Genomic DNA, 22,253 nt, shown 5'->3' with positions numbered 1-22,253 from the left:
AATTATGATACACCTATGCTATACTTTAAGAAATTAAGGAATTCCTAACTGCAATATGTCTGGCTCCTGTGCATAATTGCTATAAATATATTATTGTATTATATTAATTATATTTAAGGAGAGTTTATTTGATGATGAAAAAATTAGTTTTATTATTATCTTTAAGTATTTTAAGTATTGTTATAATAGGCTGTAAAACTGATAATATATTAGGAATAAGTAAGAACTATGAAGGCACTTGGATTTGCACAGAAGGAGAGCTTTTAGGAAAAACAGTAACAATTAATTCTGACGGTTCATTAAAATATGAGAATATTAGTGTTTCTGCAGCTCTTATCACAAAACATAGCGATGACCATTATTCTGCAAGCACAACATTTGCTGGTAAAACTTTCTCAGTTGATCTTGTGTTTACAAGTGATACTACAGCAAATGTTCAGGCAGACGGAAAAAGCGGAGTTTTCACAAAGCAATAAATGCATAATGATATAGAGTAATAATCTAATAATAAGGGGTCTTATATGGATTATACAAAAATTAATTCTTTAACTATAGATAAATGGGTTGAAGATGGTTGGGTATGGGGCGTTCCTATTACACATGAAAAGTTTTTAGAAGCTAAAAATGGAAAGTGGGATATGCTTTTAACTCCAACTAAAAATGTTCCTAAAGAATGGTTTGGAAATTTGGAAAATAAAAATGTGTTGGGGCTTGCTTCTGGAGGAGGTCAGCAGATGCCTATATTTGCAGCTTTAGGAGCTAAATGTACATTAATAGATTATTCTCAAAAACAGATAGATAATGATGTGTTTGTAGCAAAGAGAGAAGGTTATAGTATAAACGCTATAAAATATGATATGACAAAAAAATTCCCATTTGAAGATGAGAGCTTTGATTTAATTTTTCACCCTGTTTCTAATTGTTATATAGAGAATGTTTCTCATGTATGGAGTGAATGTTATAGGGTATTAAAAAAAGGCGGCAGGCTTATGTGTGGACTTGATAATGGAATTAATTTTTTATTTGATGAAAATAGCAAAGAGATTAAATATAAACTTCCTTTCAACCCTTTAAAAGATAAAAAATTATTAGATGAATTGTTAAGTAAAAATGACGGTATTCAATTTTCTCATACTATTGAAGAACAGATAAGAGGTCAATTAAAGTGCGGTTTTAAACTAATTGATATTTATGAAGACACCAATGGAGAAGGAGTGCTTCATGAATATAATGTACCTACATTCTGGGCTACATTGTGTTTGAAATAAATTTTTAATGCATTAAAAAGGGCTTCATCTTTTTGTAGATAAAGCCCTTTATTAATTACTAATTTAATAATTTTTATTTAGCCATTATAGTGCCTACATACATTTTGTCTGTTCTAACACCCGGTTTAATCTCACCATTAATAGAATATATTTTATTTCCTATTAATATTAAACCCTCTCCGCAAGGAGCATCAAAAGGAACTTCTCCTATTGTTTTCCAAGTATTAGATTCACAGTTATAAATTAATATTTTGCTGTTCCAATCAAACTCATAAGGGTCAGCACCAAAATAACCAGCTCTAAAATCAGCCAATGCTTCGTCTTGAAGATTTCCCAAATTATAAACAGCATCATCATAAACAGCTTTATTAAAACCGCCTATAACAAGCATTTCTTGTTCATTAAGCTTAACTGATACAGCACCAAGCAAAGATATTCCTTCATTGTTAAGAGCTACATCAGAAACAGCTTCCCAAGTGTTGTTGGCAAAATCATATTTATAACCATCAGTATAAGCAGTAGCATCTCCGCCGCTAAACACATATATATTGCCGTTTAATAGTTGAGCAACTGCCTGAGTTCTGCTTGTCTGATTAGGTACAGGAGCTAATTCTTTAGTCTCTTTTGTAGCTAAATCATATTCATAAACTTTGTCGCTTCCTTTGCCTGATTGTTTTCCAGTGATAATATATAATTTATTGTCTTTATAAACAGCAACACCATTTTGTAATGTGAAAGGTAAATCGCCTATTTTTTCAACATTTAATTTATTATTTTTTAATGTGATAAACAATATATCATCATCAGCTTCAGGGTTTGAAGAGCCGCCGATATAGTATATTCCGTTTGTAACAGTTACAGAAGCACCATATCCTAATTCATTTTCCCAATTGATATGCTCAACAACTTCTAATACTCCGTTTTTATCTTCAAGCATATAGATGTCAGAATAAGTTTTTTTAGATCCGCCGTTAAGTACAGATTCTTCAGGGAAGTTAGCACCACCGCCTACAACAATATATTTGTTTTCTAAAGAACCATACAACAAACCAGCAGTGCCGATGTTTTTATCCATTCCTGTTTGAGCAGGCAAACGTCCGCCCATTTCCCAAACTATTTTTTTATCAGTTTTAGAATCTAATATATTAGCATTATTACCTGAAGAAGCAGTATTGCTGCTTGAACAGCTAACGGCAAATATAATAGATAATATCACACATAATTTTTTCATTTTTATTTCCTTATTATATAATCTAAAAAACTCACTATTATTTTTGATTTTTAATAGTAGTAGAGTAAGTTAAACCTTTTATTTTTTCTTCGCTTGGTTTTCCAAAGAAGAAAGAAGCTATAAAAGATACTATTACACTAGAGCCTATGATTATAAATGACAACATAAACTCAAATATTTTAGGTTTAACATAACCCGGTATAAACTTAGTAAGCATACCAGCAGGGTCGCTCACATAGAATGCAATTATTACAGAAACTATAAAACCAATCCATACAGCTTTAGATTCTACTTTATCAAAGAATATACCAATTAAGAATACTCCAGCTATAGGGCCTCCCAAAAGACCAGTGATAGCTTGGAAATATAAGAACATGTCGCCTTGACCATTGTATATAAAATAAATAGCAAGCAATGTACTGAATATACCTACTATCCAGCTTGAAATTCTTGCAAATTTAAGTTTGCTTTTATCTTCCATTCCAGATTTGAAATATTCTAAAATATCTGCAGTCATACAAGTAGAAACAGAGTTTAAACTTGAAGATACTGTAGACTGAGCAGCAGCAAATATAGCAGCTATTACAAGACCAGATATACCAACAGGTAAAGCATTTACTATAAAGTATGGAAGTATAGCATTACCGTTAATGTTTTCTGGTAAAGTAGCTTTAAAGTGGAAATAAATATATAAAGCAGAACCCATACCTATAAATATTACAATACTAGTACAAAGCAAAGGAACATTCATAAATAAACTTTTTTTAGCTTCATGTTCATCTTTGTTTGTAGCATATCTTTGAACTATGTCTTGGCTGCCCACATAAGAACAAATAGAGTTTACGAATCCTCCAACTATCATAACCCAAATACTAGATTTAGCTAAATCTAAAGAGAAGAAATCAGAGCTTATAATTTTACCGTCATCAGCTAAAAGTTTAAAGCCTTGTCCTACACCTTCAGGAGCAGAAGAGAAACCTACTATAATTACTAAAAAAGCACCCAAAAGAAGTACAACAGTTTGTACAGCATCAGACCATAATACTGCCTCAATACCTCCCATAGATGTATAAGCAACACAGAAAATTGATACTATAATAGTGATTAGCACAGGGTTTAATGTCGGCACAACTTGTTGTATAGCTAGTGTAGGAAGATAAATTACTATAGCCATTCTTACAACGTGGAAAAGTATAAATGTTAAACTACCAATAAGTCTAAAAGAATTATCAAATCTTCTTCCTAAATATTCATAAGCAGTAGTAACATTAACTCTTCTAAAGAATGGTACAAAAGTATATGCTGCCCATAATACCATTAAGATAATTCCCAATGGTGCCATACCAAGCAACCAGCTATTGTTATAAACAGAAGCAGGTATAGCAATAAATGAAATAGATGATAAAGCAGTAGCATAAATACTCATTGCAGTTACTAAAGCAGGAACCCTTCCTCCAGCTTTGAAATAATCATCTGTAGATTTAGTTCTTTTAGCAAAGAACATACCAATAAAAAACATTACGACAAAGTATAGCCCTATGACTATCCAGTCAAACCAATGCCAAGCCATATAATTTTCTCCTATTATTAAAATATTATTTATAAAAAATGTTGTTTGTTATTTTAAGAAAGTATAGTTATTAAGCTTTGTATGGAACTTTAACTATAGCTTTTTTAACATGATTTTTACCGCTTTTTGGCGGAAGTCCTACTCTATGAGCATCATAAGGAAGAAGTATAAGCATTTCTCCTTGAGATAAAGTTAAACGAACAGTTCCTTCTCCTTCCCAATCATGATAGTCTGAAGCTTCATCATAAGTTTTTGGTTTTAATGTTGAAGTGTTTGCTATAATAAAATCTTCAGAACCTTCAAAAATTATTTGAACATCTACATATTTTAAATGTGATTCCCAAGGAGGATTATCTTTGTTATCATATTCTGTAACATTAATAAAAGCTCCTTCGCATATTTCTTTGTCTAGTAAATGTTTTCCATTAGGCAGTTTCTTTAATTCTTCATAATGCTCTCTAATGTAATTTTTAGCTTTCCATATAGTGTCATGAAAATTTTGATTGAACTCACTTTTTATTGGCTTTAATATCATAAAACAACTTCCTTTTATAAAAATTAATTAAAAATAAGAGTGCCGCAACAAAAAGGCAGCACCCTAAAATATATTATAGTTTAGACAAATATTTATCAAACATATCTTTTAATATTTTTTTCTCTGATTTTCCAAGCGGTTTTGAACCCATAGGTGCTCTGCAATAAGAAACAGCTGAAGAATCATAGAAAGCGATACATTCTTTAAGTGCTGGATATATTCCTACGCTTAATAAAGTTTTAATTATATCATTCATATCATGCTGTATTTTTAAAGCTTTAGATAAATCTTTAGCCTCAACCGCATCTACTACTTTTCTTGCTAAAGGAGCTTGTATGTTGTATGTAGAACCAATTCCTGATCTTAAACCATAAGAAGCATATGCTATTAATAATTCATCAAAACCAGCCCACATCATTTTGTCTGGGAATTTTTGTATTAATCTTTCTAATAAGAATAAATCTGATGAAGTATATTTTATACCCATAACTCTTTTATCTTCAAATAGTTTTCCGAAATCATCTAATGATATGCTGTTGTTTGATAGACTAGGTAAGAAATATATTACTAAAGGAATTTTATTTGTTGCTTTTAGAATTGTATTATAATATTTGCTGATATCATTAAATGAAAATGGATAATAATATGGAGTAACAGCTGATATTAAGTCGTATCCTAATTCTTCTGCTTTTTGTGCCATTTCACAAGCTTCATTAAGATTTAATGTACCTACATGTGCTATTAGAGGTATTTTTCCATTAACTTCTTCTTTTGTAATTTCTAATACAGCCATTCTTTCATCTTTAGACATTAATAGCCCCTCTCCAGTAGAGCCCCCGACATATAAGCCATTAACTTTCATACGGTCAATATTATGTCTTACATATTTCCTCAATACTTTTTCATCTAATTTTCCATTTTTGTTAAATGGAGTCATTAGAGCTGATAATATACCTTCGCATTTATTCATCTGTTCCTCCTTATGATTTTTTATATTTATGTATATTCCTATATTATATATTGTATAAATTAAGTATAATTTAATCAATATCTATTGTAAATATTTTTAGAAATATATTAAAAAAATATACTTTTTTATATAACATATCTCATTATATAAGTTACTAGTGTGTTATTTTCAAAAATACAAATTTGATTTTAAATAATAATGGCTATTATATATATAATAATCATTAAAATGAATAGTGTAATAGTTGTTGATAATATTATATTTTTTATAAATAATATTGCATTATACTTATAAAATAATATTTATTTGTATGAAAATAACTACATATTTTATACCTATTAGTAATAAAATAAAAAATATTGAAATATAAAATTATTTTGATATACTTAAAACTACATATAAAATACAGCATATTATTTTAGTTTATTCTAAATTAATATTATTGATTTTTTTATACAACAAATTTATAAGGTGTAAATTATGAATAAATCAGAATTATTTTTAATGTTAGCATTTTCATTTCTAGTATCATGTACTAACCCAGCGAAGCCTAGCCGCAATAATTTAGGCAGTGGTAATACAAATACTAAACCTTCTTGGTTTCTCACTGATGAAGAACAGAAAACCGCACAAATGATACATACTATAACATTAGGGCATACAACTTCAGACCCTAAGCAATATTATCGCATACCTGCTGTTTTACTAACAAAGAAAAATACTATAATAGCAGCATTTGATAACAGAAAAAAATCTAATGATGATATAGGATGGGGTAATTGTGATCTAATAGAACCTACTGTTAGAAGAAGTACAAACGGCGGTAAAACTTGGAGTGACAATATAAGAGTTGGAAAAATACCTACAGCAAAAAAAAATGCTCATGGAGACCCTGTACTATTTGAACATACACCTACTGGTAATTTGGTAATGTTATCTGCTACAGGGGGAGCATTCAGATGGGATACTGAACAAAGATCTGCAATAGCTGTATCTATAAGTACTGATGACGGATTAACTTGGTCTGATTGGAAAGAAGTTCAGGGAGACATATTTACAACTGGTAAATTGACACAAAATGGCTATTTTAAAGGATTTGCTGCTTCTGGAAGAGGTACTACTCTTAGTGATGGTACATTAGTTTGTGCTTTAGTAGTTGCAAGTAAAGATGGAACTAGTAAAATAGGGGTTGCTACTTATTATTCTAAAGATGGTGGCAATACTTGGCAAGTTGGCGGTTTAACACAATATGATAATAATGGATATAATGAGGCAAAAGTGATAGCAGAAATTGTCAGCGGTGAAAATAAAGGCAAATTATTGTTGAGTGCTAGACCAGAACCAGCTGAAGGAGAAGAAAAAGATAGATATTGGGCAGTAGCTAATGGAGTTGATGACAATTGGAAAAAAGTTGAATATGGAGTAGGTTTAACAGATGGAAGAGCTAATGCTGAAGGTATTAGATATACATTAAAATCTAATGGACATTCTAAAGACAGATTATTATTTATAAATTGTAATTCGAAAAATCAAAGAACTCAACTAACATTGCATATGAGTGAAGATGAAGGTAAAACTTGGAATACTAAAAAGATTATACAGCCTGGTATATCTTGTTATTCTTCTATATATGCATTGCCTGACGGAACTATAATTACTTTTGCTGAAGAGCCTTCAGAAGCAGGCGGAAAAGATAATTATAATTTAGTATTTAGAAGATTTAATCTCGCTTGGTTTACAGACGAAAGTGAAATATATTCTGACACTTGGTAAAATAATAATTACACAAACGACTATATTTTATCATATAATTTTTTTATACTAAAATAGCAACTGCATATATAAGTATCATTAAAACAAATAATGTAATAGTTGTTGATAATATGATATTTTTTATAATCATATTTAAAAATTGGTTTTGTACAAAATTAGATTTTTTTATTGCATAAAAAAGCGTAATAGACAGTAAAAATATATCATCTAATTTGCCTATTGGTATTCTATCTGGCACTGCATCAATGGGAGATAATACATATATTAAAGCTAAAACAAATGGAAGCCAATATACTATTTTTTTCTTTTCTCTTTTTTGTTTATACTCTGAATATTTTCTGTATATTCCGTCTTTTCCTAATATTTCTATATCTTCATCTGGTATTTCTTTATAATCATTTTCATTCATAAATAAAATTATCCTAAACAATGCCATTAACTTTTTTACTATTTTTTATAATATAATATAAAACTATATTTTAAATCAAAATAAAAAAAAATTATTGATTTAAAGTATTGATAGGTTAATATTAACATATAATTTATAAAAAAATAGATATAAGGATTTTTTATGAGTAATTTAAATAAAGTAAAGAATGAATATCTTCATATGCTAAAAGATAATATTATACCATTTTGGCTTAAAAACGGACTTGATAAAAAACATGGCGGATACTACACGGCATTAGACAGAAAAGGAAGCCTTATAGAAACTGATAAATCTGTATGGTTTCAAGGAAGATTTGCTTGGGTATTATCAACTCTTTATGCTGACTTTGAAAAAAAACAAGAATGCCTTGATGCTGCAAAATCTGGAATAGATTTTTTAGAGAAATATTGTTTTGATAAAGCAGGCGACGGAAGAATGTATTTTAGAGTTACAGAAGATGGTAAACCTATTATAAAGAGATTAAGATACTACTATTCTGAAACATTCTGCTTAGTTGCTATGGCGGCATATTCAAGAGCTAGCGGAGATAAAAGTTATGCTAAAAAGGCAAGAGAGATACTTGATAATATAGACCGCTATCAAAAAGAAGGACTTTTAATACCAAAATTTGATGCAGGCAACAGACCTACTATAGCATTCGGACCTCCTATGATAATGCTTGCCACTGTTCAGGAATTAAGAAAAGCAGACCCAGAAAATAAAGATTATTATAATAAGTATATAGATAATCTTTTGTCTAATATAGAGTTGTTTTTATATGAAGACAAAAAAGCAGTATTAGAACAATGTAACCCTGACGGCACTTTGCAAGACCATTTTGAAGGCAGATTATTAAACCCAGGACATGCTATAGAATCATCTTGGTTTATATTAAGAGAATCTATAGAGAGAGGACATGATGAAAAATTAAAAGCATTAGGTCTTAAAATATTTGACTGGATGTGGGAATGGGGCTGGGACAAAGAGTATGGCGGCATTATTCAATATATGGACGTACTTGGAAAGCCTAAAAGTGAGTATCATCATGATATGAAATTCTGGTGGCCTCAAACAGAAGCTGCTATTGCTGCTTTATACTGCTACTATTTTACAAAAGATGGTAAATATTTAGAAAAGCATGATATGGTAAAAGAATACACTAAAAAATTCATTGACACAGAATACGGCGAATGGTTTGGATATCTTCACAGAGACGGAAGAATTTCCACAGACTTAAAAGGCAATATGTATAAAGGACCTTTCCATATCCCTAGAATGTATATGAAATGCGTTGAAATAATAGATGCTATTAATGCAAAATAATAATTAAAAAATATAATTAATTAAGGCTAGGCTTTTTAATTGAAGTCTAGTCTTTTTATTTGCATGCTTTTTTAAATAAATTTTGAGGTGGGTGGGCGGGTTTAATAAAATTAAAATATATTTGTAATTTAAACTAGTATAGGTTAAAATAAAAAATATATTTTATTTAAGGTTTCATATAAATGTATGTAATTGATAATATAAAAAATACTATCATAAAAGGTGATTCCATAGAGGAGTTAAAAAAAATACCTGATAATAGTATAGATTTAATATTCGCTGACCCTCCTTATTATATGCAAACAGAAGGAGAGCTTTTAAGAACCAATGGAACAAAATTTAACGGAGTTGATGATGAATGGGATAAATTTAATGGTTTTGAAGATTATGATAATTTTTCTATAAATTGGCTTACAGAATGTCAAAGAATATTGAAAATTACAGGCAGTATTTGGGTTATAGGTTCATTTCAGAATATATTCCGCATAGGAAAAATAATGCAAGATTTAGGATTTTGGATATTAAATGATATAATATGGAATAAAACTAATCCCGTTCCTAATTTTGGAGGTACAAGATTTTGTAATGCTCATGAAACTTTATTATGGTGTGGTAAAAATAAAAATACAAAATATACTTTTAATTATAAAACTATGAAACATTTAAATAATGATAAGCAAGATAAAAGTGTTTGGAATATATCACTTTGTACAGGCAATGAAAGGCTTAAAGATAAAGAAGGAAATAAATTGCATTCTACACAAAAACCAGAAGATCTATTATTTAAAGTAATTATTTCCTCTTCAAAACCTAACGATATAATATTAGATCCATTTTTTGGAACAGGTACTACTGGAGCTGTTGCAAAAAGATTGGCAAGAAATTATATAGGAATAGAAAGAGAAGATAAGTATATATATTATGCTAAAGATCGTATAAAAAATGTGGAAACTGAAATGTCAAATCTTATAAATCTTGATTATGAGGTTAAACCACCAAAAGTTCCTATCAAAAATCTTATTGAAAAAGGTTATTTAAAACCTAATCAGAAACTATATACAAAAAAAGGAAATGAAGTCTGCATATTAAATAAGAATGGAAATGTTGAAAATGAACTTGGCAATTTTTCTATACATCAAATGAGTGCTAAATTACAAAAATTAGAAAAATATAATGGCTGGAATTATTTTTATACATATTACAATGATAAATTTATACCTATAGATGAATTAAGATATATTTATATAGGAGATAATAATGAATGATAATATAAAAAAAATTATAAATCAAGCAGTATATAATATTATTGAACATTCAAGTAATAATAATAAAATAGAAATGCTAAAATCTAAACATAATGTAAAAATACATTTTATACCTAAAAAATATAGAATATTTGGTGGATTACTTCAAAGTATGAATATACAATTTGGAAATTTTATTGAAGAACTTATGAGGGTAATTATATCTAATGAAAAAAAATATAAAATTATATATGAATATAGTGGAAAAAAAAGTAATAACTTTAAAATTTCTAAATCTAATGAAACTAGAATAGATAGTTATATAACTGATTGTCAAACTACTTTAAATACAGATGAAAAATTAGAAAAATTATTTAAAAAGTTACAAGAAGAAATATTAAATGATATAAAAAATAATAAAGATGATATTAGTAATTCATTTAACCATGATATAGATTTACTTTTTGAAGATGAAGAAACTAATATTATATATTATTTAGAAATAAAATATAATGATGACCATGATACTGGGAAATTTATTGATATTAATAGGAAATTTATAAAGACTTTTGCATACCTTTCAAATGAATTTAAAGAAGTAGAAATTATACCTATTTTATTTTTCTTTAATAATAAAAAAATGAAAGGAAACATTTATGTACCAGAATCTTCAAATATAAGAAGAGGGAAAAGATTTTTTGATGAATTTTTATCAATAAAATATGATGATGTAGATAACTATTTACAAAATCTTTCTGAGAGTACAGATGTTATAAAAATGTTTGATGATTTATATAAAAAAGTTATGAGTATAAAATAGTTAATTGAAATAAAATTATTTAATTAGAGCTAGTCTTTTTTGTTTATATATATTGAAAAAGAATTTTAATTATTTTATAATAATTCAAACTAAATTTTGGATATAATTTTATGGAAGAGAATGTTGTTAAATCGAGAGTTGATTTTGTTGCTGACCAATTAATTCAAATAATAATAACTGATGAACTTCAAGCTGGTGATAAATTGCCCAATGAGTTTGAACTTGCCAAATTATTAAATGTTGGTAGAAGTACAATTAGAGAGGCTATGAAAAAACTTGAAAGTCAAAATATATTAGTTATAAAACAAGGCTCCGGCACATTTATTTCTGATAAAAGAGGTTTATTAGAAGACCCTATGGGGTTTAGGTTTTTTAAAGATAAATTGAAGTTAGCTAAGGATTTATTAGATATAAGAATGCTTATAGAACCTGCTATTGCTGAAATGGCAGCGTTAAATGCTACAACAGAAGATATAGAAAAAATAAGATATTATTCCAAAAAAGTAGAAAAAGATGTTGCTAATAAGGTGGATCATAATAAAAATGATGTTCTTTTTCATACAGCCATAGCAAACAGCAGCAATAATTTAGTAGTTCCTAACTTAATACCAATAATAAACAAGTCCATAAAGGTCATTACAGATGTTACATATAGGGAGTTAGCAGAGTTATCCGTTGAACATCATAGAGAAATATTGGAAGCTATAGCTAATCATGATCCAATTTCTGCTAGGGATACGATGGTATTACATATAGTTTATAACAGAAAACATCTAAATAAAATATTAAATGATAGATTATAATTTTATCAAATATTTATAGATTAATCTTTATACATTTCAAATATAATAAATATAGAACCATATTAAAATTACATAAAAAACAAATATAATTTTTTATTATATAAGAAAATAGTCATACGATTTATATTAAATCATCATATGTATTTTAAGAAAAAAAGCTATTTTTTTATAAAATTATGAATTTTTTCTTGAATTCTCGAAAAAATTGACTACAATATATGATATATATCAGATTATTTATTTATAAATCATAATATGTTTTATTATAGGATTGTTTATGTTTAAGAAATATATATCTAACAAAATTATACCTGTTGCTGTAGTAGAAAATGAAGAAGAGTTAAGAGTTATAGCAGATTTAGCTTCTGAATATTTACCAGCAATAGAATTGACAATGCGAACAGAGTATGCTTATAAAGCATTAGAGGTTTTGGCTAAAGATTACCCTAATTTGGCAAGGGCAGCTGCTACTGTAATATCTCCTGAGCAAGCTGATAGAATTCTAGATTTGGGTACAAACGTAATTATAAGCCCAGGTTTTCAACCGGTTATGTTAGAACATGCTAAGAAAAAAAACTATGATTATATTCCAGGCGTTGCAACACCTGCTGAACTTGAGCAATGTCTTGCCTATGGTTATAGGTATATTAAATTTTTCCATGCTGGAGTATTTGGCGGAATAGAGTGGTTGAAAGGTATTAGTTCTGTATATTCTCATACAGGTGTAAAATTCATGCCTTTAGGCGGAGTAAGTGTTGATAATGTTATGGAATATTTGAAACAGCCAAACGTTTTTGCTTGTGGTGGTTCATGGTTATGTTCTAGAGATTTATTAAGTAGTAAAAATTGGGCTGAGATAAAAAAGAGATTTGAAAAAGCAAGCAATTTAATTAAGGAGATGAAATAATGTCTTATGTTGTTGGTCTTGGGGAACTTATGCTAAGGTTATCATCTTTAAGCAATGAGAGACTATTACAAACATCTATGTTAAATGCAACATTTGGCGGAGTTGAGGCTAATGTTTGTGTTTCTGTTGCGAGATTTGGCGGTAATGCTAGATATGTTACTGCTTTTCCGGATAATGCTATTTCGAGAAAAGCTGAAGAGTTGTTATTAGGACAAAAAGTTGATACATCTTGTATTGTTTGGAAGGGTAAAAGAATAGGCGTTTATTTTTTAGATATGGGATATGATCATCGTCAGTCATCTGTTATTTATGATAGAGAGAATTCAGCAATAAGTCAAATTAGTTATAATGATTTTGATTGGGATCGTATTTTTGATGATGCTGAATATTTTCATGTTACAGGAATTACACCCGGTATTAGTAATAGTGCTATGGAATTAACATTGTATGCTGTAAAAGAAGCTAAAAAGAGAAACGTGAAAGTATCATGCGATATAAATTATAGAAAAAAATTATGGAAATATGGCAAAAACATATGGGATGTGATGCCTGAAATTGTAAAATATACAGATATACTTTTTGCTAATGAATATGATGTTGTAAAAATACTTGGCATTAGTAGTGATTTAGATGTTGATTCTGAAATAAATGATGATGATTATACTGATTTGATGTTAAGAGCAATTAAAGAGTATGATTTATCCATGGTTATCACTACAAAAAGAAAAGTTTTAAGCTCTAGCCATAATATATTTAGTTCTAAATGTATATCTAATGGAAAACTATATAAATCAAAAACTTATGATATTAACAATATAGTTGATAGAGTAGGTAGCGGAGATGCTTTTGTGGGCGGTATATTAGGTGGATTTTATATATTTGATGATATTCAAGATATTTTAAATTTTGCCACTGCTGCTTCATGTATAAAGCACACAATATATGGCGATTGGAATTTGGTTACGAAAGAAGAGGTTATTAATTTAATGAAGTCTTCTGGTTCAGCTGATGTAAGTAGGTAAATTTATATAAAGGAATATATTTATGAAACAGATTATAGAAAAATATGAGATATTTAAAGTAAATCCTAGATGGGTATTTTTAAAAATTTATACAAAAGAAGGGTTAGTAGGTTTTGGTGAGCCTGTTATAGAGGGCAGATCTGATTCTGTTATAGCATGTGTGAAAGAACTTATGGACTCATATTTAATTGGCAAAAATGCTTTAGATATTAATGACCATTGGAATGTTTTATATAGAGGCGGATTTTATAGGGGTGGACCTATATTGATGTCTGCTTTGTCTGGTATAGATCAGGCTTTATGGGATATAAAAGGTAAATTTTTTAATGTTCCAGTATACGAGCTTTTAGGCGGAAAATGCAGAGACAGTATAAGGGCATATTCTTGGGTAGGTGGAGATAGACCTTCTGATACTGGAAATATAGCATTAGATAGAAAAAATAAAGGTTTTTCTGCTGTAAAAATGAATGCTACAGAAGAATTACAATATATAGACTCTTATGAAAAGATAGATCAAGTTCTTGAGAGAGTTAGTTCTATAAGGGAAAAATGCGGTAAAAATTTTGGAATAGGTATAGATTTCCATGGAAGAGTTCACAAACCTATGGCTAAAGTCTTGGCAAAAAAACTAGAAGAATTTGACCCTATGTTTATAGAAGAGCCTGTTTTATGTGAAAATTATGAATCTTTTGAAGATATAGCTAAAATAACCTCTATTCCTATAGCTACCGGAGAGAGATTATTTTCAAGATGGGATTTCAAAAAAATATTCCATCAAGGAGCAGTATCTATTATACAACCAGATGCTTCTCATGCTGGCGGTATAACAGAAGTAGTAAAAATAGCATCTGCTGCTGAGTCATATGATATAGCTTTAGCATTGCACTGTCCTTTAGGTCCTGTTGCATTAGCTTCTTGTTTGCAAATAGATGCTGTTTCATATAATGCCGTTATACAAGAACAAAGTATAGGCATTCATTATAATAAAGGATGCGATGTTTTAGATTATGTAAAAAATAAAGAAGTATTTAATTTTAAAGACGGATACTTATCAATTCCTAATCTTCCAGGACTTGGTGTTGACATAGATGAAGAAAAATTAAAAGAAGAAAGCAAAAAAGTTGAGGATTGGAAAAATCCTATATGGAGACATAAAGACAACTCTTTTGCTGAATGGTAAAGCCTATAATAAAAAATAAAATAAAAAACGGAGGTCAGTATGACAGGTACTAGTATGATAATAGGACTACTAATCTATGTGTGTATACTTATGTTTTTTGGCTGGTATATACCTAGGAAACAATCAGGTGGGGAAGATTTTTTACTTGGTGGTAGAAATGTTCCATTTATTCTAGTTTTAGGTACCACATTAGCTACACTTGTTGGTACAGGTTCTACTATGGGAGCTGTAGGAAGTGCATATACCAATGGATGGGGAGGTGTGCTTGTAGGATTAGGAGGTGCTTTAGGTTTCTTCGTATTAACTTTTGTATTTGTAGGGGCTAGAGATCATAAGTTTGTTACAGAAACTGAAGAGTTAGCTTATTATTATGATAATAATAAACCGTTGAAAATTCTAATCTCTATAATGTTAACTTTGGGTTCTATAGGCTGGCTTGGAGCACACTTATTAGGAGGAAGCTCTTATTTAGCACATATAACAGGTCTTGATATGAATGTTGCAAGAATTATTATGGCTGTATGTTTTGCTGTTTATATAGTGTTAGGAGGATATTTGGCAGTAGTATGGACAGATACTATTCAAGCGTTTATATTATTCTTTGGATTTGCAGCTATGGCATTCTTTTCTTATCATAAAGTAGGTGGTATGGAAGCTATTTCTAAAGCTATGGATCCTGCAGCTTTGAGTTTTTTAGGTATAGAAAAAATTGGATTAATACCAGCTATATCTACTATTGTAGCAATTGGAACAAGCCCTTTAGCTGTACCTTCATATAGACAAAGAATATATTCAGCAAAAGATACATCTACTGCTAAGAAAGCTTTTTTAATTACATCTATATCTTTTGTATTCTTTTCTGTATTTCCTGCTATAGTTGGTATGGTGGCAAAAGTATTGAATCCTGATATAACAAATGCTAACTTTGTATTCCCTTATATGGCTACATCAGCATTTCACCCTTATATTGGACTTGCTATACTTATATGTGGTATGTCTGCTACTATATCTTCAGGTGACTCAGATGCTATGACAGGTACTACAATATTAGTAAATGACGTTTATCAATTGATTACAGGAAAGGCTATACCAGCAAATAGAGTAGTTAATTTCTCTAAAATAGTTGCTTGTGGAATAATATTTGTATCATTATTATTCATATGGTTTGCAAATGACGTTTTAGGATATATACAAACTATGATTTCAACTTTACTTTCTGGTGTTGCTGTGGCAGGAGTATTTGGAAGATTTTGGAAGAGAGCTACTTGGCAGGGTGCTATAGCAGCTATTGTTGTTGCTAGTGGAGTATCTTTCTTTATTTCATCAAATAAAGATTTAAATGCTTTTTGGGGCGGTCCTATAATACCAGCTTTGATATGTGCATCTATATCTTTGATAATAGTTTCTTTAATTACTCCTAAGCCGAAGAGAAGTAGAGAGGAAGTATTAAAAGAAATAGTTGCTGATAGAGAAGGTATGGGATTATAATTAAATATAAATAAAAATAGGAGAATACTATGAAAGTTATTGCTTATGCTGTTAGAGAAGATGAAATTGAATTATTCAATAAATGGGGAAAACATTTTGATATAGAAGTACAACTTGTCCATAATAATTTAAATGAAGATAATGTAAAAATGGCAGAGGGGTATGATTCTATAATATTTCTTGCTGAAGATACTATGAATAAGAATGTTTTAGATAGCATAAAAAATATGAATATTAATTATATTGTTAGCAGGTCTGTTGGTGTTGATAATGTTGATTTTGATCATGCCAATAAGCTTGGTATCAAAGTTGCTAATGTTCCTTGGTATTCTCCGAATTCTGTTAGTGAATATGCTTTAATGTCTACGCTTTCATTATTAAGAAATTATAGTTTATACATTAAAAGAGTACAAGTGCAAGATTTTAGAATAAAAGGATTAATTGCTAAAGAAATAAGAAATCAAGTTGTTGGAATTGTGGGAGCTGGACGTATAGGTTCTCTTACAGTTCAACATTTTGCAGGATTTAATGCTAAAGATATATTGATTTATGATAGTTTTCAAAGAGAAGAATTAAAAAAATATGGTAGATATGTTTCAATGGATGAAATTTACAGAGAATGTGATATTATTGTATATCATGTTCCTTTAAATAAAGAAACAGAATATATGATATGTAAAGAAAATATTAATAAAATGAAAGATGGAGTTATGATAGTTAATGTTAGCAGGGGAAAAGTTATGAAAACTGCTGATGTTATAGAGGCATTAAAGTCTGGAAAAATATCTGCTGCGGCGATAGATGTTTATGAAAATGAGCTGCCATATTTTAGATTTGATAGAAGAGAAACATTTATTGAAGATTCTATGTTAAGAGAGCTTTTAAGTATGCCTAATGTTGTTGTAACACCTCATGCTGCTTTTTATACAGATGAGGCGGCATCAAATATGGTATCTGTTTCTTTAGAAAATGCTAGGGAATTCTATGATAAAAAAAGTTGTAAAAATACTGTTAATTGATAGTATTTTACATAGGAGTTAATATGTATGATATAGTAATAAAAAATGCAACTATAATTAATCCATATAAAAAAGAAAATTATATTAGTGATCTTGTTGTAAAAGATAATATAATTGTAAAAATAGATAAAAATATCAATGATGGTAAGATAGTAATAGATGCTGAAGGTTTATATCTTACTCCTGGACTTATAGATTGTCATACGCATTGTTATTATACAACTGGAATACCAAAAGCTTGGGCAGGAGATTATAGCATAATACCAGATGCTTTTTCATTTAGAAATGGCGTTACTACTATGATAGATGCAGGGTCTTCTGGACTTCTAAATTTTTCTCATTTCAAGTCTACAGTTATAGAAAGGGCTAATACCAAATTATATGCTATGATAAATATATGTGATTATGGAATGAGTACTCTTATGGTAGAGCAGTTTCCAGACAAATTTGAAATAGATAAATGTATTAAGCTATGTATGGAATATCCTGATATAATAGTTGGCGTTAAAGTAGCACATTATTGGTTTGATGATTGGGCTCATATAGATTTGGGTCTTAAAGTTGCAAAAGAAACTAATTTACCTTTAATGGTGGATTTCGGTGTATTTAAAAAATCAAGACCTACTCATGAGCTATTAAATAAACTTAGAAAAGGTGATATTTTAACTCATTGCTATAGAGCACCTGTTCCTGTTATAGATGATAATGGAAAAGTTTATAATTATTTATTTGAAGCTAAAGAAAAAGGCGTTCTTTTTGATTTAGGTCATGGGCAAGGCTCATTCTTATTTAGAAATGCACATCCTGCAATACAGCAAAATTTTAAGCCTGATTTTGTATCTACAGATATTCATGTTTTAAGCATGAATGAAGGATGTCAAGATATGTTATGTGTTATGAGTAAATGTTTAGCTATGGGAATGACCTTTGAAGAGATAATTGAAGCATCTACTATAAAGCCAGCAAATGCTTTTTCTATAAAAGATGTGGATAAATTATATAATATATCAGAAGGTTCATATGCTAATATTGCTTTATTTTCAATAATGAATGGTAAATTTGGTTATAAAGACATAGGCGGTGGTGTTTTAAAAGGTGATAAAAGAATATATTGTGAATTGACTATAAAAGATGGAGAAATAGTTTGGGATTATAATGCAATGGCTGGAATAGATTATAGAAAATTACCACGTTTGTATTCAATGAATTTTGAATTAGAAGATTATACACCTCCTATTCAATAGATTTTGTATTATTAATAAAAAAAACGGAGAAATTATAATGAATATTTATGAATCTTTAGGCTTAAAACCTTTGATAAATGCTGCAGGTACTTACACGGCTATAGGCGGTTCAAAAATGAGTGAAAACACTGCAAATCTAATGAAAGAAGCTTCACGTCATTTTATTGATATAAGAGAACTTCAAAAAGCTGTGAATAATGAGCTTGCAAAACTTACTAATAATGAGGCTGCTGCTGTATGTAATGGGGCAGCTTCTGGTCTTTATATATGTTGTGCTACTTGTGTAAGTTTATTATATAATAAATCTTATAATTATTTATCAAAAGAAGACATAGAAAAATCAGAATTTATAGTTTTTAGGGCCCATAGAAATCCTTATGATTGGGGACTTAAATTAATGAATGTAAAAATGGTTGAGTTAGGTTTTCCAAATATAATAATGCCTGTTTCAGAAGAGGAATTAGAGGCAAATATTAATAAAAATACAGCTGCTATATTTTTTGCTTATAGCGGAGCTAATGGATGGATAGCTGATGGTGAATTATCACTAAAAAAAACAGTTGAAATAGCAAGTAGGCATAATATACCTGTTATAGTTGATGCTGCAGCTCAACTTCCTCCTAAGGAAAATTTATGGAGACTAACAAGAGATATAGGTGCTACAGCAGCTCTTTTCAGCGGCGGAAAAGAATTGAGAGGACCTCAATCATCTGGACTTATAGTTGGTAAAAAAAATTTTATAGACTATTTTGTTAAAATGAATTTTCCTAATTATGGACCTGGAAGAATGTTAAAAACAGGAAGAGAAGAGATTATAGGTTTATATAATGCTGTTAAAGAGTATATAGAAGAAGATACTAACAAAAGAATAGAATGGTGTGAAAAAGAGGTTAATAAGCTTGTTGAGTATTCAAAGCAATCAGAGCTTTTTTTAATAGAAAGAGCTTTTCCAAATGAAGCGAGTCAGCCTATTCCAAGGGCATTAGTAAAATTAAAGAAAAATTCTATAGAGCTTTCATATGTAGTAGATAAACTGTTAAATATGAGTCCTGCAGTTTTCACTAGTTTAGAAAGAGGTAAATTATTTATAAGTCCTACATGTTTATATGATGGTGAAATGGAGATTATAATAAAACATTTGGACTATATAGAAAAAAATTTAAATAAATAAAAATTATTAAGGAGATTAATATCATGAGTTGTAAAAGAATACCAGATAATGCACAACAACATAAAACAGCAGGTCCATATTCACCTGTTTTAGAAGTTGAATTTAATAAGCTTGTATTGATATCTGGACAGGCACCTATAGATATTGAAGGAAAAGTTGTTGGGGATAATATAGAAGATCAAACAAGATTTACCATGGAAAATTGTATAAAACAATTAAAAACAGCTAATTGTACATTAGATGATGTTTTTAAAGTAAATGTGTATTTATCAGATTTAAATTTATGGCCTCGTTTTAATGAAGTGTATAAAACATATTTTAAAGAACCTTTGCCTGTAAGAACTGCAGTTCAAACAGGGCTTTTATATACTTTTTTGGTAGAAATAGAAATGTGGGCAGCAAAGAAATAATTATTTGATAAGGATAATTTATTATGAAAAGAACTATTAATGATATGCCTAGTCAAAAGGTGAGAAAATTATCTCCTGAAATAGATCCATTAAAAATTGGAATGGGATGGAAAGTTGAGGATTTGGATAAGGTTCATGTATTTATACAAACTACATATGGTCATAGTCACCCTGGAAGTGCTCATTTACTTCCTATAGCACAAGAAGCATATAATGAAATAGAAAATAATAATGCTAAAGGAAATCTATTTTTTACAACAGACATGTGTGACGGTCAAGCACAAGGTCATGATGGTATGAATTATTCTTTACCTTCCAGAGAGTTTATATGTAATATGATAGAGTGCCAGTTTAATGCTACGGCTTTCGATAGTGCTATATTTATTTGTTCTTGTGATAAGGGTGTACCTGCACATTTAAAAGCTATAGCAAGATTAAATGTACCTTCTATAGTTATAACTGGCGGTGTTATGCAGGCTGGTCCTAATTTACTTACACTTGAACAAGTAGGAGCATATTCAGCTAGATATCAAAGAAATGAGATAACTAAAGAAGAATTTTTAAATGCTAAATATAATGCATGTCCAAGTTGCGGTGCTTGCTCTTTTATGGGCACAGCTTCTACTATGCAAGTTATGGTTGAAGCATTGGGATTAAGTTTGCCTGGTACTGCTATGATGGCAGTAGATATGAATGATTTAAAAGAGGTTGCTAAAAAAGTGGCTAAAGAATCTATAAGACTTGCCTATGATAATATAACACCAGACCAAATACTTACAAAAAAAGCTTTTGAAAATGCTATAATGGTTCATTCTGCTATAGGAGGTTCTACAAATACTCTTTTGCATATACCGGCAGTAGCTAATGAGATGAATATAGATATAGATATGGAACTTTTTAGCAAGATACATAAGAAAATTAATTTTATAACAAATATAAGACCTAGCGGTTATTATCCAGGTTCTTACTTTTTTAAAGCTGGCGGAGTTCCTGCTGTAATGAGAGAATTACGTGAGTTTTTGCATCTTGATGTTATGACTGTTACAGGAAAGACTTTAGGAGATAATTTAGAAGATTTAGAAAAAAATGGTTATTTTGAAAAATCTGATGAAGAACTTAAAAAGATTAATTTAAAAAGAGAAGATATAATAAAACCTTATAAAAAACCAATAAAAGAAGGCGGGTCTATAGCTATATTAAAAGGTAATATTGCTCCTGAAGGTGCTGTAATAAAACATTCTGCTTTACCTAAAGAAATGAGAAATGTTATATTGAAAGCTGTTGTTTTTGACAGAGAAGAAGATGCTATGGAAGCTGTAATCAATAAAACTATAAAACCGGGTAATGCTGTAATAATAAGATATGAAGGACCTAAAGGTTCATGCATGCCTGAAATGTTTTATACTATGGAAGCTATATCTTCTGATGAAGAGTTAAGTTCTACTGTGGCATTAATTACAGATGGGCGTTTTTCTGGAGCTAATAGAGGACCTGCAATAGGACATGTATCTCCTGAGGCTGCTGATGGCGGTCCTATAGCTTTAATAGAAAATGATGACCTTATTCATATAAATGTAGATGAGTATTCTTTAAATATTGTTGGTGTAAAAAATGAAAAGAAATCTAAAGAGGAAATTGATAATATATTAAAAGAAAGAGCTAAGAATATTAAACCATTTGTGCCTAGATTTAAAAAAGGTGCTTTAGCTATTTATTCATCTTTAGCCACAAGTGCTATGAGCGGAGCTTATATTAAAATAAAATAATTTTAGGGGCTGTCCTAGATAACTGAAATTTGTTAAAATTTAAGTATGAAACGCAGTAAATTAAGTAAAGATAAACAAT

General features: G+C 29.4%; 21 protein-coding genes. 16 read left to right on the top strand and 5 right to left on the bottom strand.

The genetic code is table 11. The features are described 5' to 3' along the window. Positions 1-131 precede the first annotated feature (131 nt). Positions 132-476 carry a hypothetical protein gene (locus Q0H31_RS09415; RefSeq protein WP_295297591.1) on the top strand — a complete coding sequence of 115 codons (345 nt, stop codon included), beginning with the start codon at positions 132-134 and terminating at the stop codon, positions 474-476. 45 nt (positions 477-521) lie between these two features. Then, positions 522-1,268 carry a class I SAM-dependent methyltransferase gene (locus Q0H31_RS09410; RefSeq protein WP_295297589.1) on the top strand — a complete coding sequence of 249 codons (747 nt, stop codon included), beginning with the start codon at positions 522-524 and terminating at the stop codon, positions 1,266-1,268. A gap of 73 nt (positions 1,269-1,341) precedes the next feature. On the opposite strand, the gene Q0H31_RS09405 is transcribed toward Q0H31_RS09410, so the two are convergent. From Q0H31_RS09405 to Q0H31_RS09390, 4 genes are all read right to left on the bottom strand, one after another. Then, on the bottom strand, positions 1,342-2,499 hold the full coding sequence (locus Q0H31_RS09405) for a cyclically-permuted mutarotase family protein (protein ID WP_295297587.1): 1,158 nt from the start codon (positions 2,497-2,499) through the stop codon (positions 1,342-1,344). Positions 2,500-2,536: 37 nt separating this feature from the next. After that, positions 2,537-4,069 carry a sodium:solute symporter gene (locus tag Q0H31_RS09400; protein WP_295297585.1) on the bottom strand — a complete coding sequence of 511 codons (1,533 nt, stop codon included), beginning with the start codon at positions 4,067-4,069 and terminating at the stop codon, positions 2,537-2,539. 70 nt (positions 4,070-4,139) lie between these two features. Beyond that, entirely contained in the window at positions 4,140-4,604 is a 465-nt protein-coding gene (locus tag Q0H31_RS09395) for a YhcH/YjgK/YiaL family protein (protein ID WP_295297583.1), read from the bottom strand. A gap of 73 nt (positions 4,605-4,677) precedes the next feature. Continuing rightward, on the bottom strand, positions 4,678-5,574 hold the full coding sequence (locus Q0H31_RS09390; protein ID WP_295297581.1) for an N-acetylneuraminate lyase: 897 nt from the start codon (positions 5,572-5,574) through the stop codon (positions 4,678-4,680). Positions 5,575-6,054: 480 nt separating this feature from the next. Here Q0H31_RS09390 and Q0H31_RS09385 point away from each other — a divergent pair, with 480 nt between their 5' ends. Beyond that, the gene (locus tag Q0H31_RS09385; protein ID WP_295297579.1) at positions 6,055-7,347 is read left to right on the top strand and encodes a sialidase family protein; all 1,293 of its coding nucleotides are present in this window, start codon (positions 6,055-6,057) and stop codon (positions 7,345-7,347) included. A 43-nt stretch (positions 7,348-7,390) separates the two neighbouring features. On the opposite strand, the gene Q0H31_RS09380 is transcribed toward Q0H31_RS09385, so the two are convergent. Continuing rightward, a complete protein-coding gene (locus Q0H31_RS09380; protein ID WP_295297577.1) occupies positions 7,391-7,756 on the bottom strand; it encodes a YkvA family protein in 366 nt (121 codons plus the stop codon). A 162-nt stretch (positions 7,757-7,918) separates the two neighbouring features. Here Q0H31_RS09380 and Q0H31_RS09375 point away from each other — a divergent pair, with 162 nt between their 5' ends. From Q0H31_RS09375 to ilvD, 13 genes are all read left to right on the top strand, one after another. After that, positions 7,919-9,100, top strand: coding sequence for an AGE family epimerase/isomerase (locus Q0H31_RS09375; protein WP_295297575.1), 1,182 nt, complete (start codon positions 7,919-7,921; stop codon positions 9,098-9,100). Between the two features lie 182 nt (positions 9,101-9,282). After that, entirely contained in the window at positions 9,283-10,365 is a 1,083-nt protein-coding gene (locus tag Q0H31_RS09370) for a site-specific DNA-methyltransferase (RefSeq protein WP_286033432.1), read from the top strand. Beyond that, positions 10,358-11,164 (top strand): HinfI family type II restriction enzyme, encoded by an 807-nt coding sequence (locus Q0H31_RS09365; RefSeq protein WP_295297571.1) that lies wholly within the window; start codon positions 10,358-10,360, stop codon positions 11,162-11,164. Before Q0H31_RS09370 ends, Q0H31_RS09365 begins: the two co-directional genes overlap by 8 nt. A 110-nt stretch (positions 11,165-11,274) precedes the next feature. Continuing rightward, complete coding sequence (locus Q0H31_RS09360) at positions 11,275-11,967, top strand: FadR/GntR family transcriptional regulator (RefSeq protein ID WP_295297569.1); 693 nt, start codon at positions 11,275-11,277, stop codon at positions 11,965-11,967. Between the two features lie 277 nt (positions 11,968-12,244). Beyond that, complete coding sequence (locus tag Q0H31_RS09355; protein WP_295297567.1) at positions 12,245-12,874, top strand: bifunctional 4-hydroxy-2-oxoglutarate aldolase/2-dehydro-3-deoxy-phosphogluconate aldolase; 630 nt, start codon at positions 12,245-12,247, stop codon at positions 12,872-12,874. Continuing rightward, positions 12,874-13,896 carry a sugar kinase gene (locus Q0H31_RS09350; RefSeq protein ID WP_295297565.1) on the top strand — a complete coding sequence of 341 codons (1,023 nt, stop codon included), beginning with the start codon at positions 12,874-12,876 and terminating at the stop codon, positions 13,894-13,896. The genes Q0H31_RS09355 and Q0H31_RS09350 overlap by 1 nt, the downstream gene beginning before the upstream one ends. A 22-nt stretch (positions 13,897-13,918) precedes the next feature. Then, positions 13,919-15,076: a galactonate dehydratase gene (gene dgoD, locus Q0H31_RS09345; RefSeq protein WP_295297563.1), complete on the top strand. Its 1,158-nt coding sequence runs from the start codon at positions 13,919-13,921 to the stop codon at positions 15,074-15,076. Between the two features lie 39 nt (positions 15,077-15,115). Beyond that, positions 15,116-16,564 carry a sodium:solute symporter family protein gene (locus Q0H31_RS09340; RefSeq protein WP_295297561.1) on the top strand — a complete coding sequence of 483 codons (1,449 nt, stop codon included), beginning with the start codon at positions 15,116-15,118 and terminating at the stop codon, positions 16,562-16,564. Between the two features lie 29 nt (positions 16,565-16,593). Then, on the top strand, positions 16,594-17,583 hold the full coding sequence (locus Q0H31_RS09335) for an NAD(P)-dependent oxidoreductase (RefSeq protein ID WP_295297559.1): 990 nt from the start codon (positions 16,594-16,596) through the stop codon (positions 17,581-17,583). A gap of 23 nt (positions 17,584-17,606) precedes the next feature. Further along, on the top strand, positions 17,607-18,827 hold the full coding sequence (locus Q0H31_RS09330) for an amidohydrolase family protein (RefSeq protein WP_295297557.1): 1,221 nt from the start codon (positions 17,607-17,609) through the stop codon (positions 18,825-18,827). Between the two features lie 37 nt (positions 18,828-18,864). Beyond that, positions 18,865-19,998 (top strand): hypothetical protein, encoded by a 1,134-nt coding sequence (locus tag Q0H31_RS09325; RefSeq protein ID WP_295297555.1) that lies wholly within the window; start codon positions 18,865-18,867, stop codon positions 19,996-19,998. 23 nt (positions 19,999-20,021) lie between these two features. Then, a complete protein-coding gene (locus tag Q0H31_RS09320) occupies positions 20,022-20,408 on the top strand; it encodes a RidA family protein (protein WP_295297553.1) in 387 nt (128 codons plus the stop codon). A 23-nt stretch (positions 20,409-20,431) separates the two neighbouring features. Then, positions 20,432-22,174: a dihydroxy-acid dehydratase gene (gene ilvD / locus Q0H31_RS09315; protein WP_295297551.1), complete on the top strand. Its 1,743-nt coding sequence runs from the start codon at positions 20,432-20,434 to the stop codon at positions 22,172-22,174. The last annotated feature ends 79 nt before the right edge of the window (positions 22,175-22,253 follow it).

It is taken from the genome of uncultured Brachyspira sp. (assembly GCF_934747485.1).
GTDB lineage: Bacteria > Spirochaetota > Brachyspiria > Brachyspirales > Brachyspiraceae > Brachyspira.
This window is presented reverse-complemented; position numbering and strand designations above follow the sequence as displayed.

Bases quoted from the DNA above. Each gene is read 5' to 3' on its own strand.
- Q0H31_RS09415 (WP_295297591.1), top strand. From the start codon at position 132: ATGATGAAAAAATTAGTTTTATTATTATCTTTAAGTATTTTAAGTATT.
- Q0H31_RS09410 (WP_295297589.1), top strand. From the start codon at position 522: ATGGATTATACAAAAATTAATTCTTTAACTATAGATAAATGGGTTGAA.
- Q0H31_RS09405 (WP_295297587.1), bottom strand. From the start codon at position 2,499: ATGAAAAAATTATGTGTGATATTATCTATTATATTTGCCGTTAGCTGT.
- Q0H31_RS09400 (WP_295297585.1), bottom strand. From the start codon at position 4,069: ATGGCTTGGCATTGGTTTGACTGGATAGTCATAGGGCTATACTTTGTC.
- Q0H31_RS09395 (WP_295297583.1), bottom strand. From the start codon at position 4,604: ATGATATTAAAGCCAATAAAAAGTGAGTTCAATCAAAATTTTCATGAC.
- Q0H31_RS09390 (WP_295297581.1), bottom strand. From the start codon at position 5,574: ATGAATAAATGCGAAGGTATATTATCAGCTCTAATGACTCCATTTAAC.
- Q0H31_RS09385 (WP_295297579.1), top strand. From the start codon at position 6,055: ATGAATAAATCAGAATTATTTTTAATGTTAGCATTTTCATTTCTAGTA.
- Q0H31_RS09380 (WP_295297577.1), bottom strand. From the start codon at position 7,756: ATGAATGAAAATGATTATAAAGAAATACCAGATGAAGATATAGAAATA.
- Q0H31_RS09375 (WP_295297575.1), top strand. From the start codon at position 7,919: ATGAGTAATTTAAATAAAGTAAAGAATGAATATCTTCATATGCTAAAA.
- Q0H31_RS09370 (WP_286033432.1), top strand. From the start codon at position 9,283: ATGTATGTAATTGATAATATAAAAAATACTATCATAAAAGGTGATTCC.
- Q0H31_RS09365 (WP_295297571.1), top strand. From the start codon at position 10,358: ATGAATGATAATATAAAAAAAATTATAAATCAAGCAGTATATAATATT.
- Q0H31_RS09360 (WP_295297569.1), top strand. From the start codon at position 11,275: ATGGAAGAGAATGTTGTTAAATCGAGAGTTGATTTTGTTGCTGACCAA.
- Q0H31_RS09355 (WP_295297567.1), top strand. From the start codon at position 12,245: ATGTTTAAGAAATATATATCTAACAAAATTATACCTGTTGCTGTAGTA.
- Q0H31_RS09350 (WP_295297565.1), top strand. From the start codon at position 12,874: ATGTCTTATGTTGTTGGTCTTGGGGAACTTATGCTAAGGTTATCATCT.
- dgoD (WP_295297563.1), top strand. From the start codon at position 13,919: ATGAAACAGATTATAGAAAAATATGAGATATTTAAAGTAAATCCTAGA.
- Q0H31_RS09340 (WP_295297561.1), top strand. From the start codon at position 15,116: ATGACAGGTACTAGTATGATAATAGGACTACTAATCTATGTGTGTATA.
- Q0H31_RS09335 (WP_295297559.1), top strand. From the start codon at position 16,594: ATGAAAGTTATTGCTTATGCTGTTAGAGAAGATGAAATTGAATTATTC.
- Q0H31_RS09330 (WP_295297557.1), top strand. From the start codon at position 17,607: ATGTATGATATAGTAATAAAAAATGCAACTATAATTAATCCATATAAA.
- Q0H31_RS09325 (WP_295297555.1), top strand. From the start codon at position 18,865: ATGAATATTTATGAATCTTTAGGCTTAAAACCTTTGATAAATGCTGCA.
- Q0H31_RS09320 (WP_295297553.1), top strand. From the start codon at position 20,022: ATGAGTTGTAAAAGAATACCAGATAATGCACAACAACATAAAACAGCA.
- ilvD (WP_295297551.1), top strand. From the start codon at position 20,432: ATGAAAAGAACTATTAATGATATGCCTAGTCAAAAGGTGAGAAAATTA.